The sequence below is a fragment of the Zobellia uliginosa genome, from assembly GCF_018860745.1.
Classification (GTDB): domain Bacteria; phylum Bacteroidota; class Bacteroidia; order Flavobacteriales; family Flavobacteriaceae; genus Zobellia; species Zobellia uliginosa_B.
Genome location: NZ_JAHKPY010000012.1, coordinates 435409 through 450367, shown reverse-complemented (window position 1 = coordinate 450367; position 14959 = coordinate 435409). Strand labels below are relative to the sequence as shown.

Here is a 14959-nt window from a genome sequence, read left to right as displayed (position 1 = left end):
ATTCTTTTTATCAAAGATAAGGCTATTTTTGCAGCATGATATTAACAGATACGCATACCCATTTATACAGCGAAGCCTTTGATGAGGATAGGTCTGAGGCTATTGAAAGAGCTATGGCTCTTGGTGTTCAGCGCTTTTTTATCCCAGCAATAGATTCAACATACACAGAAGCAATGTGTGATCTTGAAAAGTCTTTTCCCAATAATATTTTTTTAATGATGGGTTTGCATCCTACTCATGTTAAGGAAAATTATGAAGCAGAACTGCAGCACGTAGAAGAAATGTTAGAACAGCGAAAATTCTATGCAGTTGGGGAAATTGGAATCGATTTATTTTGGGATAAAACCTTTTTAAAAGAACAGCAAGAAGCTTTTCGTAGACAAATCCGTTTGGCTAAAAAGTATAAATTGCCAATCGTCATTCACTGTAGAGATGCTTTTGATGAAGTCTTTAAGGTGTTAGAGAGTGAAAAAGATGACGATTTATACGGTATTTTTCATTGTTTTACCGGAACGCTAGAACAAGCCAAAAAGGCCTTATCATATAATATGAAGCTTGGAATAGGTGGAGTCGTAACTTTTAAAAATGGAAAAATAGATAAGTTTTTAGCCGAAATTCCATTAAAACATATTGTTCTAGAGACAGATTCACCGTATTTAGCTCCTGTTCCCTACAGAGGAAAACGTAATGAAAGCGCTTATCTAATGAATGTGTTAGAGAAATTGGCAGAGGTCTATGGAGAGTCCGCCGAGGTTGTGGCAAATATGACTACGGAAAACTCAAAACAAATATTCGGAATTTAATGATATTGGTTTGATAGATAAAAGTAAAATTCTCATTATATATACTGGCGGTACCATAGGTATGGTCAAGGATTACGATTCTGGCGCTTTAAAGGCTTTCAATTTTGATAAGTTAATGAAGAATATACCAGAATTAAAGCAGTTGGATTGTGAGATTAATTCGGTTTCTTTTGATGTTCCTATAGATTCATCTAATATGAATCCTGAACATTGGTCTCAAATTGCGACTATAATAGAAGAGCATTATGATACTCATGATGGCTTTGTGGTATTGCACGGTAGTGATACTATGAGTTATACGGCTTCTGCCCTTAGTTTTATGCTAGAAAATTTAAGCAAACCAGTAATTTTTACCGGTTCTCAGCTGCCTATTGGGGATTTGCGCACAGATGCAAAGGAAAACTTGATTACTTCCATTCAAATTGCGGCTTTAAAACAAAATAAAAAACCGGTAGTTCAAGAGGTGGGACTTTATTTTGAGTACAAATTGTATCGCGCCAACCGGACAACGAAGATTAATGCGGAGCATTTTCAAGCGTTTGCCTCTCTTAATTATCCCGAATTAATAGAGTCCGGTGTGTTCTTAAAGGTGAGCAAGGAATACTTATTGTCGTATGTAAAACGAAAGAAGTTTAAGGTCCATAAAAATATGGATACGAACGTGGCCATTTTAAAATTGTTTCCTGGAATTGGTCCCACGGTATTGCAGAGTGTTGTGAGTATTCCTGGATTAAAAGGGTTGATTTTGGAAACTTACGGAGCCGGAAACGCTCCAAATGAGCCTTGGATAATAGATATTCTAAGAAAAGCGAAGGAAAATAATATACATATTATTAATGTTACGCAATGCTCGGGCGGTAGTGTTTCCATGGGTAGATATGAAACAAGTAAGCAGTTAGAAGAATTGCAAGTAATTAATGGTAAAGACATTACAACCGAAGCTGCCATTGCTAAATTGATGTACCTTTTGGGTAATAATGTTTCGCCCAAGTTGTTCAAAAGCATATTCGAAACTTCACTACGTGGTGAGATAGAAGAAAATTAGCAGTTTTAATTTCATCAACTAATATTTTTTTTGTTATTTGGGCACCCCTTAAAAAGGGTTATCTTGTCTGGTCTGTTTTTATTAAAAAAGAGGCGTATAAGATGATTTTAGAGAGGTGGCCGAGTGGTCGAAGGCGCACGCCTGGAAAGTGTGTATACCCCAAAAGGGTATCGAGGGTTCGAATCCCTTCCTCTCTGCAGAACAAAAAGATTTTTCAGTTTAAATTAGTTTAGACTGGAAATATTTGTAAGTTTAGTTTCTATATGCAAAATGGAAGTCAATGCTTGATTATGTCAGGCAGAGACACTGGCGTAATTGCCCGTTTCGATGCTATGTCCAATATTTGGGCACCACTTCTCCGATGCAACGAAGTTTTACTTTTTTTATTGTGATTTTTTTTTATCTTTAACCCTATTAAATAACTAATTTAAGTTTGAACAAATGAAAAAATTATCCTCTATCCTAGCCGTGGGCGGGTTGTTTGTAATGAGTACAAATACTGTTAACGCAATGGCTACTACAGCAGTAATGCTGCAAGATGCACCTGCTGAAGCTGAAGTAGGTTTTACCCAGATGTTGAAAGAAATGTTTATACAAGGTGGTGCCGGTTTTATGGGTATTGTTCTTTTGTGTTTGATTCTTGGTTTGGCAGTAGCAATTGAAAGAATTATTTACTTGAACATGGCAACCACTAATACTGGTAAGCTTAGACAACAAGTAGAAGATGCATTGGCATCTGGTGGTGTTGAAGCTGCAAAAGAAGTTTGTAGAAATACGAAAGGGCCTGTTGCTTCTATATACTATCAAGGTTTGGATAGAGCAGGAGAAAGTGTTGAATCTGCTGAAAAAGCTGTTGTAGCTTATGGTGGTGTTCAAATGGGACAATTAGAAAAGAATGTTTCCTGGTTATCTTTATTTATCGCTATTGCACCAATGCTTGGTTTCATGGGTACGGTAATTGGTATGATTCAGGCCTTCCAGAAAATTAGTGCTGTTGGTAACCTTAGTGCATCTCTAATTGCAGGTGATATTCAGGTGGCATTATTAACAACGGTATTTGGTCTTATTACTGCTATTATCCTTCAAATCTTTTATAACTACATTATTGCTAAAATTGATAGCATCGTTAATGATATGGAAGATTCATCTATCGTTTTGATAGATATGTTGGTGGATCACAAAAAATAAGTCGCACACATAATACCTTAAATTATGCACAAAATTGTAAAAATTATATTGGTCGTTGTGGGCTTAATAGGCGCTGCCTTGTGGTTCATGCTTCCAGAGGCTGAAATGCCAGCCGATGAGGCTGCTAACAACGGAGCTTTAAATGCAATGTTTGCCATTACATGGTTGCTGTTAGGAATCGCTGTGGTATTTAGTCTTGTATTCGCTCTTAAAAACTTATTTTCAAACCCTGCTAATTTAAAGAAGACTCTTTTTGTAGTGGTTGGATTTCTATTAGTAGTTGGGATTGGTTTTGTAATGTCTAGCGGTACTGATGTTAGTGTCGAAGAAATGGCAAAAAGAGGTATATCAACTGATGAGTCTGAGATTAAGAAAATCGGTGCTGGTATAAACGTATTTTTCATATTGACTCTTGTAGCTGTAGGATCTATGCTATGGGGCGGTGTTAGAAAAATGATTAAATAAATAAAGAACTAAATTATGTCTAGAAGAGGAGGACCAGCAGAGGTAAACGCCGGATCAATGGCAGACATAGCATTCTTGCTACTTATATTTTTCTTGGTTACTACAACCATTGAGACAGATGCAGGTTTAGATCGTATGTTGCCACCAATTGAGCCACCTACGGAGAAGCCGCCTGTTATTAAAGAGAAGAATATCTTTACGGTAAATATTAACCGTAATGGTCAGTTGCTAGTTGAAGAGGAGCTTATCGATATTAAGAAATTACGAGAAAGAGCAATGGCTTTTTTAGATAATGGTGGCGCACCTTCAGGTACTCCAGAATATTGTAGCTACTGTAAAGGTAAAAGACTGTCCGATTCATCTGATAACCCAGCGAAAGCTATTATATCTTTGAAGAACGATCGTGAGACAAAGTATAGTACTTACATCACGGTTCAAAATGAACTGGTAGGTGCGTACAATGAACTTAGGAATCGTGAGGCACAACGTCTTTACAGAAGAGACTTTACTGATATGGAGGCAGAATATCTTAATCCTGAGACCGACGCTAGTAGAAAAGAGGATCTCAAAGAAAAGGTTAAGCGGATTCAAGAGTTGTTTCCTCAGAAGTTATCGGAAGCAGAGACGGGTAGTACAAATTAATAAGAGCTAAAACAGAATATAATATGTCAAAGTTTGCAAAGAAAAAGGATGCCGGTTTACCAGCTGTGAACACTGCATCGTTACCTGATATTGTATTTATGCTTTTATTCTTCTTTATGACCGTAACGGTTATGAAAGATAGTTCTTTGAAAGTAGAGAATACTCTGCCTAACGCTAGTGAAACTAAGAAATTAGAAAAGAAGGATAGAGTTATATACATTTATGTTGGGAAGCCAACTTCACAGTATAAAGCTCAATTTGGCGAAGAGGCTAGAATTCAATTGAATGATAAATTTTCATCTCCTAATGAAGTTGGTGATTACATTCTTTCTGAGAGAGCTAAAAAGCCCCAAGAAATTCAGAATGTATTGACAACAGCTTTGAAGGTTGATAGAAATGCTAATATGGGATTGATTGCTGATATTAAAGCTCAATTGAGAAAGGTGAATGCATTGAAAGTCAATTACACGACTTATGATGGCGATGCCTTCAACAATTTGCAATAGTATTTCTTAACATATAAGTACAGACGCCTCGGAATATTTTCCGGGGCGTTTTTTATTTGCTTAATTTTGATTTTATGATGCGTTATTTAATTGGGTTGCTTTTTCTGTGCTTTAGTGGCTTAGTTGCTCAGACCGGTCCGGATTCCTCAAGTATTGATACTAGGTATCTGGAAGACCAGTTTTACATTGGTGTTACCTATAATTTCCTTTTAGGTCAACCAGATGATGTAAGTCAGCGTAATTTGTCTTATGGTCTACAGGCCGGGTTTATAAAGGATATGCCGTTAAATAGTAATCGTACAACAGCAATAGGGCTGGGTGTAGGTTATGGTGTGTACTCTTATTACTCAAATTTAAAAGCAGAGGAAAATAACAATGGTATTTTATATAGTATACTTGAAAATGATAGTGACTTCAAAAGGAATAAAATAGAAACTCATGTGTTGGAAGTCCCTTTTGAAATTAGATGGAGGAATTCTACACCTTCAGAATATAAGTTTTGGAGATTATATGCCGGAATGAAATTTGGATACGTTTTTGCTGGAAGATCCAAATTGGTGCCAACTGATGCAAGTAAAATATCTTTTTATAATAATGATATAAGAAGTTTTCAGTATGGTTTAACGTTGAATTTTGGATACAATACATTCAATGTCCATGCCTATTACTCGCTTAGTAACCTGTATAATGGCAATGTATTTTTGGATAATGAAAGTTTAAATACCCAACCGTTAAGAGTTGGACTTATTTTCTACATTTTGTAATTTTCTGCTGAAGGAAACTGGCAGCAATTTAAAGCCAAAAACGGATTGTAAATAGTTGGGGAAGAAATCCAATAAAGAATCCTAATATAACCTCTATCGCACTGTGTGACTTTAAATAAAGTCTAGATGTAGCTACTAGTCCCGTCAATAGAGTGAATATACTTAGGCCTAATGTGATGTTGACCTCAAAGTGTATGCTTAGGGCTATAAGGAACATTACAAGGCTTCCCATGCCCATAAGGTGCATACTCACTTTTAATCTTAGGAATAATAATAAGACTGTGGTTAGGGCTGAGATAATTAAACCAACAAAGTAGAAATGTAATTCGGCAATATTGGTGTTGGGCAATACTCTGTACACTACGAATAGTAGTAGGATTATATGAACATATAAAGGATATCGTCGTTCTTTCAGAGTATACATAAAAACGCTCTGAGCCAAACCTAGATTCCTAAGTATAAAGTATACAATTATGGGTATGATAACTGTTAAGATAAAAATAGGCAACACATTGGCACTCTGAATGGCAATAGGGCTGTATTTAGGCGTAATCAAGAAGTAGGCTAACGTTCCTGCTATCGGGATGAATAAAGGATGAAAAATATAAGATATGGCCTTTAGAAAAACCTTCATTAAATCTGTTTGCGCAATCTTGCTACGGGAATGTCCAATTGTTCCCGGTATTTTGCGACGGTCCTTCGTGCTATGGGATATCCTTTTTCTTTTAGTATAGCTGCTAGTTTATCGTCAGTAAGAGGTTTCTTCTTAGATTCCTCCCTAATAACGGTTTCAAGAATTTTCTTGATTTCTTTGGTTGAAACATCCTCTCCTTGGTCGTTTTTCATGGATTCAGAGAAGAATTCCTTTATTAATTTTGTGCCGTAAGGCGTATCAACATATTTACTGTTTGCCACCCTGGATACGGTTGATACATCCATTTGAATCTCATCTGCAATATCTTTTAAAATCATGGGGCGAAGATTACGTTCGTCTCCAGTTAAAAAATATTCTGATTGGTAATGCATAATGGAGTTCATTGTAATGAACAAGGTTTGTTGGCGCTGTCTAATTGCATCAATAAACCACTTAGCGGCATCTAGTTTTTGTTTTATGAAAAGCACAGTGTCTTTCTGTGATTTGGATTTTTTCTTGGAATCCTTGTAGCCTTTAAGCATGTTGTTATACTCTCTTGATACGTGTAATTCTGGTGCGTTCCTACCGTTTAAGGTTAACTCTAGCTCTCCGTCTACAATACGAATGGAAAAATCAGGAACTACATGTTCTACCATGCGGTTGTTGCCGGAATAAGAGCCACCTGGTTTTGGGTTTAACTTTTCTATTTCCGAAATAGCATCTCTCAGTTGTTCTTCTGTGATATTGTATTTCTGAATAAGCTTTTTGTAATGCTTCTTAGTGAACTGTTCAAAAGATTTTTCAAGGATAGTTATAGCCAGCTCAATACTAGGAGTTACATCCTTTCGTTTCAATTGAATAATAAGACACTCTTCTAGTGAACGGGCTGCAACTCCGGGAGGGTCTAGCTTTTGAACTATTTTTAAAACCTTTTCAATGGTTTTTTCTTCGGTGTATATGTTTTGAGTGAAAGCCAAATCATCCGTAATGTCGGAAATTGGTCTTCTGATATAGCCGCTTTCATCAACGCTTCCTACCAAAAATTCGGCTATACTCCATTCTTCATCATTTAAATAAACCGTGTTAAGTTGGTTTAGTAAATATTGATTGAAAGAAGTTCCTGCAGCGTAAGGAACGTTTTTTTCTTCATCATCCGCGCTGTAGTTATTTGCCTTTGTGCGATAATCAGGAATCTCATCATCACTTAGGTAATCATCAATATTAATATCTTCGGCGGCAATGATTTCATTGTCGGAATCCTCATTTTCATAGGTATCGGCAAAGTCATCCTCTATAGTGTCTGACTCTTCCTTACCACCTTCTAATGCCGGGTTCTCTTCCAGTTCTTGCTTAAGTCGTTGCTCAAAAGCCTGTGTAGGCAGTTGAATCAACTTCATGAGCTGTATCTGCTGTGGAGATAGCTTTTGCGATAATTTAAACTGTAAGTGTTGTTTTAGCATTTAGGTCTTGTGTAGCTTGACTTCTAAGTTAACGAATTCTAGCTAAAATTCTGCATTTTGAGGTGTACGTGGAAATGGAATCACATCACGAATGTTGCCCATACCGGTTGCGAAAAGTACTAAACGCTCAAAACCAAGTCCAAAACCACTATGTACGGCACTACCAAACTTCCTTAGGTCTAAGTACCACCATAGTTCTTCTTCGTCAATTCCTAGTGCACTCATTTTCTCTTTTAGTACATCTAAACGTTCTTCACGTTGAGAGCCGCCAACTATTTCGCCAATACCAGGGAAAAGGATGTCCATTGCGCGAACGGTCTTACCGTCTTCGTTTAAACGCATGTAGAATGCTTTAATTGTAGCCGGGTAATCGAACAAAATTACAGGACACTTAAAGTGTTTTTCAACTAAAAAGCGCTCATGCTCACTTTGTAGATCAGCCCCCCATTCGTTAATAGGATATTTGAATTTTTTCTTTTTATTTGGTTTGCTATTTCTTAAAATGTCAATAGCTTCCGTGTAGGTAACTCGCTTAAAACTATTCTCAGAAACAAATTTTAGCTTTTCTATGAGCGGCATTTCGCTTCGCTCTGCTTGTGGTTTTGTCTTTTCTTCGTCTAAAAGGCGTTTTTCTAAAAATTGAAGGTCGTCTTGGCAGTTGTCCAAAACGTACGTAATAACGTTTTTTATGAAATCTTCGGCAAGATCCATATTGTCATTAAGGTCAAAAAAGGCCATTTCTGGTTCTATCATCCAGAACTCAGCTAAATGTCTTGACGTATTACTGTTTTCTGCACGGAATGTAGGGCCAAAAGTGTAAACCTTGCCCAATGCCATAGCGTAGGTCTCAGCTTCCAATTGACCGGAAACCGTTAAGTTGGTCTCTTTTCCGAAGAAATCTTCCTTAAAATTAACCTCTCCATCCTCTGTTACAGGAGGGTTTTTACTGTCTAACGTACTTACTTTGAACATCTCTCCTGCACCCTCCGCATCCGAACCGGTAATAATTGGTGCATGGAAATAGTTGAAGCCGTTCTGCTGAAAGTATTGATGAACACCAAAAGATAAAGCAGACCTTACTCGCATTATTGCAGCGAAAGTATTGGTGCGTATACGCAAGTGTGCTTTTTCCCTTAAGAACTCTAAGGAGTGTTTTTTAGGTTGTATAGGATAGGTTTCTGGATCAGCTTCACCATGTACGGTAAGCCCGCTTACCTGAATTTCTACTTTTTGACCTTTACCTTGGCTTTCTACCAACGTTCCGGTTATTTTTAAAGCAGCACCCGTATTAACTTGTTTCAGCAGTTCCTCATCAAATGACTCAAAATCTACAACACATTGAATGTTATGAATAGTCGATCCATCGTTCAGAGCTATAAAACGATTGCTTCTGAATGTTTTTACCCATCCATTTATAGTTACCTCTTGCAATAGGAGGTTTTCTGAAAGTAGTTCTTTTACGCTGTAAGAATTCATTTTGGTCACTTGAAAATTGAAGCGCAAATATAAGTTTTTGAAAAAAGAATCAATGCTTATGATCCGTTAAATCAACCTCATTTTTTGCCAACCTCGTCTTCATCATGCGGAAGAATGTCTATTTGCGGTTTTTTCAGGATTTTTTTGCTTGCGATATTCCTTTCCAAAGACAATAATAGTGAAGGTAAAAGAATAAGATTGGCCAACATAGCAAACATTAGGGTTGCAGAAACCAAAGCCCCTAGAGCAACGGTTCCCCCAAAGTTTGAAATGATGAATACAGAAAATCCAAAGAAAAGAACAATTGAAGTATAGAACATACTCACCCCAGTTTCACGGAGGGCCGCATAGACGGATTTTTTTATCTGCCATTTGTTGGCAATAAGCTCTTGGCGATATTTTGCCAAGAAATGAATAGTGTCATCTACCGAAATTCCAAAAGCGATACTAAAGACCAAAATCGTGGAAGGTTTAATGGGAACGCCTACAAATCCCATAATACCGGCCGTAACAACTAGAGGGAGTAAATTGGGTATCAATGAAATTATGATCATTCTAAATGACCTAAAAAGATAGGCCATGAACAGTGCAATCAGAAAAATGGCAAAAGCTAATGATAGAATTAGATTCTTTACAAGATATTTTGTGCCTTTTAAAAAGAGTAGCGCACTTCCTGTCATGTAAACGTTGTAGCGATCTGGAGGAAAGATCTTAGTGATATTTTCGTTCAATCTTTCCTCAATTTGCTCCATGCGATCCGTTTTCACATCTTGCATAAATGTGGTGATTCTGGCGGTCTGTCCCGTGCTATCAACAAAGTTCTTGAGTAGGTTGCCGTTTCCGTCAGAATTTTGTGCCACCTTCATAATGAAGTTGTTTTCTTGTGAGGTGGGGAGTTGATAATATTTTGGAATACCGTTGTAGAAGGCTTGTTTGGAGTATTTTACTAAGTTAACTACGGATATAGGTTTAGAGAGTTCCGGTATTTCCGTAATTACTTCACTTAGCTTGTCTATTCGTTTTAGGTTTGCTGGTTTTAGAACGCCTTTAGGTCTTTTGGTGTCTACTACAATTTCAACCGGCATAATCCCATCAAACTCTTGTTCAAAAAAACGAATATCCTTAAAAAACTGCGCGTTCTTGGGCATGTCTTCTATAGGACTACCCGATATTTCAATTTGATAAATACCAATGATACTGGTGATAAGAAGAATTAAAGAAACGATATAAACTCCAATTCTACGTTCTCTAACAATGTGTTCCATTTTATTGACGAAAGCATCGATCCAACGTTTGTTAAGATGTTTTAAGTGTCTTGTTTTTGGTAAGGATAAAAAGCTGTATATGATAGGGATGATCAATAGGGACAGCACAAAAATGCCTATGATGTTTATAGAGGCTACAATGCCAAATTCCTTAAGCAACTTACTATCTGTAATGATGAAAGTAGCAAAACCTGAGGCTGTAGTCATGTTGGTCATAAGCGTTGCATTACCAATTTTAGATATTACACGTTGCAACGAAAGCGCTTGATTCCCATGTTTTTTGACCTCTTGCTGATATTTGTTGATGAGGAAGATGCAGTTTGGTATGCCAATAACAATAATTAACGGTGGAATCAATGCGGTAAGAACCGTTATTTCGTATTGTAGTAGGCCTAAAATTCCAAAAGCCCACATCACTCCAATAATCACTACACACATAGAAATAAAGGTGGCACGGAAGCTTCTAAAGAAGAAAAAGAAAATTAAGGAGGTGACGCCAAGCGCAGCCAAAATAAACTTTCCTATTTCGTCAATAATGTTTTGAGAGTTCATTGTTCTGATGTACGGCATTCCTGATACGCGAACATCCAGACCGGTTTCAGCCTCAAAATTGTCAATAAGGTGGTTAAGGTCTTCTAGTATGAAATCCTTACGAACACTGGTATTTATAATGTCACCATCCATATTGGCTATGGTCCTGATGGTACCGGTTTCTTTATTAAAAAGAAGATTATCGTAAAAAGGCAAATCGTTAAATAGATGGTTTTTTATGCTATCTATTTGTTTCTTGGTTCTTATTTCTGAGCTTATGAGTGGCTCAAGAATAAACTTCTGGTTTCCATTGTCCTTTTTAAGCTCTTGAAGGTTATCCAAGGAAAGAACAAAATCTACCTCGGGAAAAGCGGTGAGTTGCTTACTGAATTTGTTCCATCTATTAATATTGGAAGGAGTAAACAGAGCGGAATCATTAATGGCAAATACAATAGCATTTCCTTCTTCGCCAAACTGCTTCAGGAAATCGCGATATTCTAGGTTTACAGGGTGGTCATCTGGCAATAGGTTTGCCTGGGTATTGCTGAAACGCATGTTTTTCCATTGCATGCCCAAGAAAACCGTGAAGGCAACAATTAAAATGAGTATCAATATGCGATTACGGAGAATTATATTTGCTGTTTTCTCCCAAAAACCTTGTTTAAGTTTGGCTGCCATCGTTCGATTTTTCCGAGCGCAAAGGTATAGAATGATTAGGTGTGTTCCTAAAATGTAATATTTAATTAACGAATTGATACAAAATAAAAAAAGCAGCCGGATAGGCTGCTTTCAATTTTAGAGGGAAGTTCAAATTAAACTTTCATGATTTCCGCTTCTTTAACTACTAAAAATGCATCTACTTTTTTAATGTATTTATCAGTAAGGGTCTGAACATCAACTTCTGCATTCTTTTGCAAATCTTCAGAAGCATCTTCTAAATCACGAATTTCTTTATTAGCATCTTGGCGTGCACTACGAATACCAACTTTGGCATCTTCGGCTTCGGCTTTAGCTTGTTTTGTCAATTGAATTCTACGCTCTTCGGTTAAAGGAGGTACATTAATGATAACAAAATCACCATTGTTCATTGGGTTAAAGCCCAAGTTGGAGTTCATAATCGCCTTCTCAATTTCCTGTAGCATATTCTTTTCCCACGGCTGTACTGAAATGGTACGTCCATCAGGCGTGTTAATATTGGCTACTTGTGTAAGAGGTGTCTGAGAACCGTAGTATTCCACCATTACGGAAGAAAGCATGGCCGGATTTGCTTTGCCGGCACGTATTTTAACAAACTCTTTTTCTAAATGCCTCATGGCAGCATCCATACTTTCCTTTGCGGAATCTAATATAAACTGTATGTCTTCGTTCATAATTCAAATATAATATAAGGAGCAAATAAAACTAAATTAAGGCTAAAGATTTACGACTGTACCAATATTTTCGCCTTCTACTAATTTAATAAGGTTGCCTTTTTTGTTCATATCAAAAACCACAATTGGTAGTTCGTTCTCTTGGCTCAAAGTAAATGCGGTCGTATCCATAACTTTTAGGCCTTTTAAAAGCACATCGGCAAAAGAAATAGTATCGAATTTAGTTGCGTTTTTGTCTTTTTCAGGATCTGAAGTATAAATACCATCTACACGTGTACCTTTAAGAATTACATCTGCCTCAATTTCAATAGCGCGCAGAACGGCTGCCGAATCTGTTGTGAAATAAGGATTTCCTGTTCCACCTCCAAAAATAACCACTCTTCCTTTTTCTAAATGACGCATGGCACGTCTTCTAATAAAGGGCTCGGCTACTTCATTTATCTGAATAGCAGATTGCAAACGTGTTTGTACGCCTTGCATTTCTAAAGCACTTTGTAGTGCAAGTCCATTTATAACGGTTGCAAGCATTCCCATATGGTCACCTTGTACGCGATCCATACCTGTAGCTGCACCTGTTAGGCCTCTAAATATGTTTCCGCCACCTATAACAATGGCTATTTCAACACCTTTTTCTGCTACTTCTTTGATTTCTTCAGCATATTCGGATAACCGTTTAGAGTCTATTCCGTATTGCTTTTCGCCCATTAGGGCTTCACCGCTAAGTTTTAAGAGAATTCTTTTGTATTGCATGGCTAGTATTTCGTTGAGGCAAAAATAATCAAAAAATCTTAGGGTTCCTTTTTGAAGGCCTATATAAAGTTAACCATAATTATTTCCTAATAATGATGCGGTATTCTGTTAATTTTTATAATCTTGTAGCCCTTTAAAATTACGGGTATTACTTACAATTTAGTATTAAAATATATACAATGAGAAAAATTTGCTTACTAGCCTTTACGGTGTTATTAGCCAGTTGTGGGGCAACAAAAACTATTTTAACCGCTGACAAGACTCCGGTCTTGACTACCTTGGATTTACAAAATGTAGTTGAAGATAAAGTCTCTGTTACAGTAGATCCAGGTGTTTTTACAACGGATGAAGTGTCTTTTTTTATACCTAAAACGGTTCCGGGAACATATAGTACAGATAATTATGGTCAATATATTGAAGGTTTTAAGGCTTTGGATTATGATGGAAATGAGTTGACTTTTGTGAAACCGGATGATAATACGTGGAAGATTGCGAATGGTAAAAATCTGGATAAGGTTACTTATTTGGTGAACGACACGTATGATACAGAAGGTGAAGTAAAGGATAAGGTTTTTTCTCCTTCAGGAACCAATATAAATGCGGGAAAAACATTTATGCTTAACCTTCACGGTTTTGTGGGTTACTTTGGAGGGCTGAAAGAAGTTGCATATCAATTATCCGTAAAGAGACCGGAAGATTTAAAAGCGTCCACATCCTTATCGCCAAAAATATTGGAAACACCAGTGGCAAATGTTGATGTTTTTACGGCAAATAGATATTTTGATGTAATCGATAATCCAATTCTTTACGCAAAACCTAATACAGAGACATTTGAAATTAATGGGATTACGGTTACATTAAGTGTGTATTCGCCATCAGGAATTTATTCTGCCTTAAGTCTTAAAGAGCGAATGGAAAAAATGATGGGAGCCGAAAAAACCTTTTTAGGTGATATAGATGGGACTAAAGTTTATAACATTCTATTGTATCTATCAACTATGGAGGCTGATGATGCTTCTGGTTTTGGAGCTTTGGAACATCACACTTCAACGGTGGTCGTTCTGCCAGAGGCTATGCCAAAAGACCGTCTGGAACAAGCTATGGTAGATGTTGTTTCTCATGAGTTTTTTCATATCGTAACCCCATTGAGTGTCCATTCAAAAGAGGTTCAATATTTTGATTTTAACGACCCTAAAATGTCTGAGCATTTATGGATGTATGAAGGGACAACGGAATATTTCGCGAATCTTTTTCAAATTCAACAGGGTCTTATTGATGAAACTGAATTCTATGAAAGAATGATGGGTAAGGTTAATAACGCCAAGGCATATGATGATACCATGTCATTTACTGAAATGAGTAAAAATATATTAGTAGAACCGTATAAAAAGAACTATGCCAATGTCTATGAGAAAGGAGCTTTGATTAATATGGTGTTGGATATTCAGTTGCGGGAGCTTAGCAATGGCGAAAAAGGGGTGCTATGGATGATGAAAGAACTTAGTAAAAAGTACGGGAAGAATATCCCTTTTGAAGATGATAAGCTTATAGATGAGATTGTGGCTATGACCTATCCTGAGATTCGCGAGTTTTTTGATACTTATGTTGTTGGTAATACACCCATAGATTATAATGAGTACTTAGCAAAAGTGGGCTTGAAAGCAGGTATGGTTGAGCAGAGCACAGGATATTTCTTAAACGGTGAAGAGCCGTTTATAGATGTTGAGCAAACTAATGAGAGTATTGTTTTTATAAGAGAAGGTATAGAGCTTAATAGTTTCTTCAATACGTTGGGAGCAGAGGGTGGTGATGTCATAAAAAGCATTAATGGAGAGCCAATTACTTTAGAGTCAATACGTCCTATTATTGGGAAAAGTTTTGGCTGGTCTCCCGATACGGATATTAAGATGACCGTTAAACGGGGAGATGAAGAGATTAATCTAGAGGGAAAAGTTGGAAGTCCAACAGTGAATGTTAAGACCATTACAACTCTAAAAAATGCTAGTGAGGGTGCAATTAAGTTAAGGGAAGCATGGCTCAAAGCCGATTAATAATTTTCT

14 protein-coding genes and 1 tRNA gene are annotated in these 14959 nt (G+C 37.0%); 9 read left to right on the top strand and 6 right to left on the bottom strand.

Going from position 1 to position 14959, the window contains the following annotated elements; genetic code table 11:
* The first annotated feature begins 35 nt into the window (after window positions 1-35).
* The 8 genes from KO521_RS13355 to KO521_RS13320 all read left to right on the top strand — a co-directional run bounded on the left by KO521_RS13355 (window position 36) and on the right by KO521_RS13320 (window position 5413).
* Window positions 36-803 carry a TatD family hydrolase gene (locus KO521_RS13355; protein ID WP_215940396.1) on the top strand — a complete coding sequence of 256 codons (768 nt, stop codon included), beginning with the start codon at window positions 36-38 and terminating at the stop codon, window positions 801-803.
* Between the two features lie 10 nt (window positions 804-813).
* The gene (locus KO521_RS13350) at window positions 814-1848 is read left to right on the top strand and encodes an asparaginase (RefSeq protein ID WP_215940395.1); all 1035 of its coding nucleotides are present in this window, start codon (window positions 814-816) and stop codon (window positions 1846-1848) included.
* A 109-nt stretch (window positions 1849-1957) separates the two neighbouring features.
* Window positions 1958-2045, top strand: a tRNA-Ser gene (locus tag KO521_RS13345).
* Window positions 2046-2289: 244 nt separating this feature from the next.
* Window positions 2290-3036: a MotA/TolQ/ExbB proton channel family protein gene (locus tag KO521_RS13340; RefSeq protein ID WP_215940394.1), complete on the top strand. Its 747-nt coding sequence runs from the start codon at window positions 2290-2292 to the stop codon at window positions 3034-3036.
* Between the two features lie 24 nt (window positions 3037-3060).
* Window positions 3061-3501 carry a hypothetical protein gene (locus KO521_RS13335; protein ID WP_215940393.1) on the top strand — a complete coding sequence of 147 codons (441 nt, stop codon included), beginning with the start codon at window positions 3061-3063 and terminating at the stop codon, window positions 3499-3501.
* Between the two features lie 15 nt (window positions 3502-3516).
* Window positions 3517-4143, top strand: a complete 627-nt coding sequence (locus KO521_RS13330) for an ExbD/TolR family protein (protein WP_215940392.1) — start codon at window positions 3517-3519, stop codon at window positions 4141-4143.
* 23 nt (window positions 4144-4166) lie between these two features.
* A complete protein-coding gene (locus tag KO521_RS13325; RefSeq protein WP_215940391.1) occupies window positions 4167-4649 on the top strand; it encodes an ExbD/TolR family protein in 483 nt (160 codons plus the stop codon).
* A 74-nt stretch (window positions 4650-4723) separates the two neighbouring features.
* Window positions 4724-5413 (top strand): porin family protein, encoded by a 690-nt coding sequence (locus KO521_RS13320; protein ID WP_215940390.1) that lies wholly within the window; start codon window positions 4724-4726, stop codon window positions 5411-5413.
* Between the two features lie 28 nt (window positions 5414-5441).
* On the opposite strand, the gene KO521_RS13315 is transcribed toward KO521_RS13320, so the two are convergent.
* From KO521_RS13315 to pyrH, 6 genes are all read right to left on the bottom strand, one after another.
* Window positions 5442-6047, bottom strand: a complete 606-nt coding sequence (locus KO521_RS13315) for a hypothetical protein (protein WP_215940389.1) — start codon at window positions 6045-6047, stop codon at window positions 5442-5444.
* Entirely contained in the window at window positions 6047-7507 is a 1461-nt protein-coding gene (gene rpoN, locus KO521_RS13310) for an RNA polymerase factor sigma-54 (protein WP_215940388.1), read from the bottom strand. The genes KO521_RS13315 and rpoN overlap by 1 nt, the downstream gene beginning before the upstream one ends.
* Before the next feature lie 42 nt (window positions 7508-7549).
* Window positions 7550-8983, bottom strand: coding sequence for an asparagine--tRNA ligase (gene asnS, locus KO521_RS13305; protein ID WP_215940387.1), 1434 nt, complete (start codon window positions 8981-8983; stop codon window positions 7550-7552).
* Between the two features lie 77 nt (window positions 8984-9060).
* Entirely contained in the window at window positions 9061-11457 is a 2397-nt protein-coding gene (locus KO521_RS13300) for an efflux RND transporter permease subunit (protein WP_215940386.1), read from the bottom strand.
* Between the two features lie 134 nt (window positions 11458-11591).
* Window positions 11592-12149 (bottom strand): ribosome recycling factor, encoded by a 558-nt coding sequence (gene frr, locus KO521_RS13295; protein WP_194524788.1) that lies wholly within the window; start codon window positions 12147-12149, stop codon window positions 11592-11594.
* A gap of 42 nt (window positions 12150-12191) precedes the next feature.
* Window positions 12192-12899, bottom strand: coding sequence for a UMP kinase (gene pyrH, locus KO521_RS13290; protein ID WP_215940385.1), 708 nt, complete (start codon window positions 12897-12899; stop codon window positions 12192-12194).
* 179 nt (window positions 12900-13078) lie between these two features.
* Between pyrH and KO521_RS13285 the strand changes: the two genes are divergently transcribed.
* Window positions 13079-14950, top strand: coding sequence for a peptidase M61 (locus KO521_RS13285; protein WP_215940384.1), 1872 nt, complete (start codon window positions 13079-13081; stop codon window positions 14948-14950).
* Window positions 14951-14959: the final 9 nt, after the last annotated feature.

Coding starts and splice junctions, on each gene's coding strand:
- KO521_RS13335 (WP_215940393.1), top strand. CDS start 3,061: ATGCACAAAATTGTAAAAATTATATTGGTCGTTGTGGGCTTAATAGGC.
- KO521_RS13355 (WP_215940396.1), top strand. CDS start 36: ATGATATTAACAGATACGCATACCCATTTATACAGCGAAGCCTTTGAT.
- KO521_RS13330 (WP_215940392.1), top strand. CDS start 3,517: ATGTCTAGAAGAGGAGGACCAGCAGAGGTAAACGCCGGATCAATGGCA.
- frr (WP_194524788.1), bottom strand. CDS start 12,149: ATGAACGAAGACATACAGTTTATATTAGATTCCGCAAAGGAAAGTATG.
- KO521_RS13315 (WP_215940389.1), bottom strand. CDS start 6,047: ATGAAGGTTTTTCTAAAGGCCATATCTTATATTTTTCATCCTTTATTC.
- rpoN (WP_215940388.1), bottom strand. CDS start 7,507: ATGCTAAAACAACACTTACAGTTTAAATTATCGCAAAAGCTATCTCCA.
- KO521_RS13325 (WP_215940391.1), top strand. CDS start 4,167: ATGTCAAAGTTTGCAAAGAAAAAGGATGCCGGTTTACCAGCTGTGAAC.
- KO521_RS13320 (WP_215940390.1), top strand. CDS start 4,724: ATGATGCGTTATTTAATTGGGTTGCTTTTTCTGTGCTTTAGTGGCTTA.
- KO521_RS13285 (WP_215940384.1), top strand. CDS start 13,079: ATGAGAAAAATTTGCTTACTAGCCTTTACGGTGTTATTAGCCAGTTGT.
- KO521_RS13340 (WP_215940394.1), top strand. CDS start 2,290: ATGAAAAAATTATCCTCTATCCTAGCCGTGGGCGGGTTGTTTGTAATG.
- asnS (WP_215940387.1), bottom strand. CDS start 8,983: ATGAATTCTTACAGCGTAAAAGAACTACTTTCAGAAAACCTCCTATTG.
- KO521_RS13300 (WP_215940386.1), bottom strand. CDS start 11,457: ATGGCAGCCAAACTTAAACAAGGTTTTTGGGAGAAAACAGCAAATATA.
- pyrH (WP_215940385.1), bottom strand. CDS start 12,899: ATGCAATACAAAAGAATTCTCTTAAAACTTAGCGGTGAAGCCCTAATG.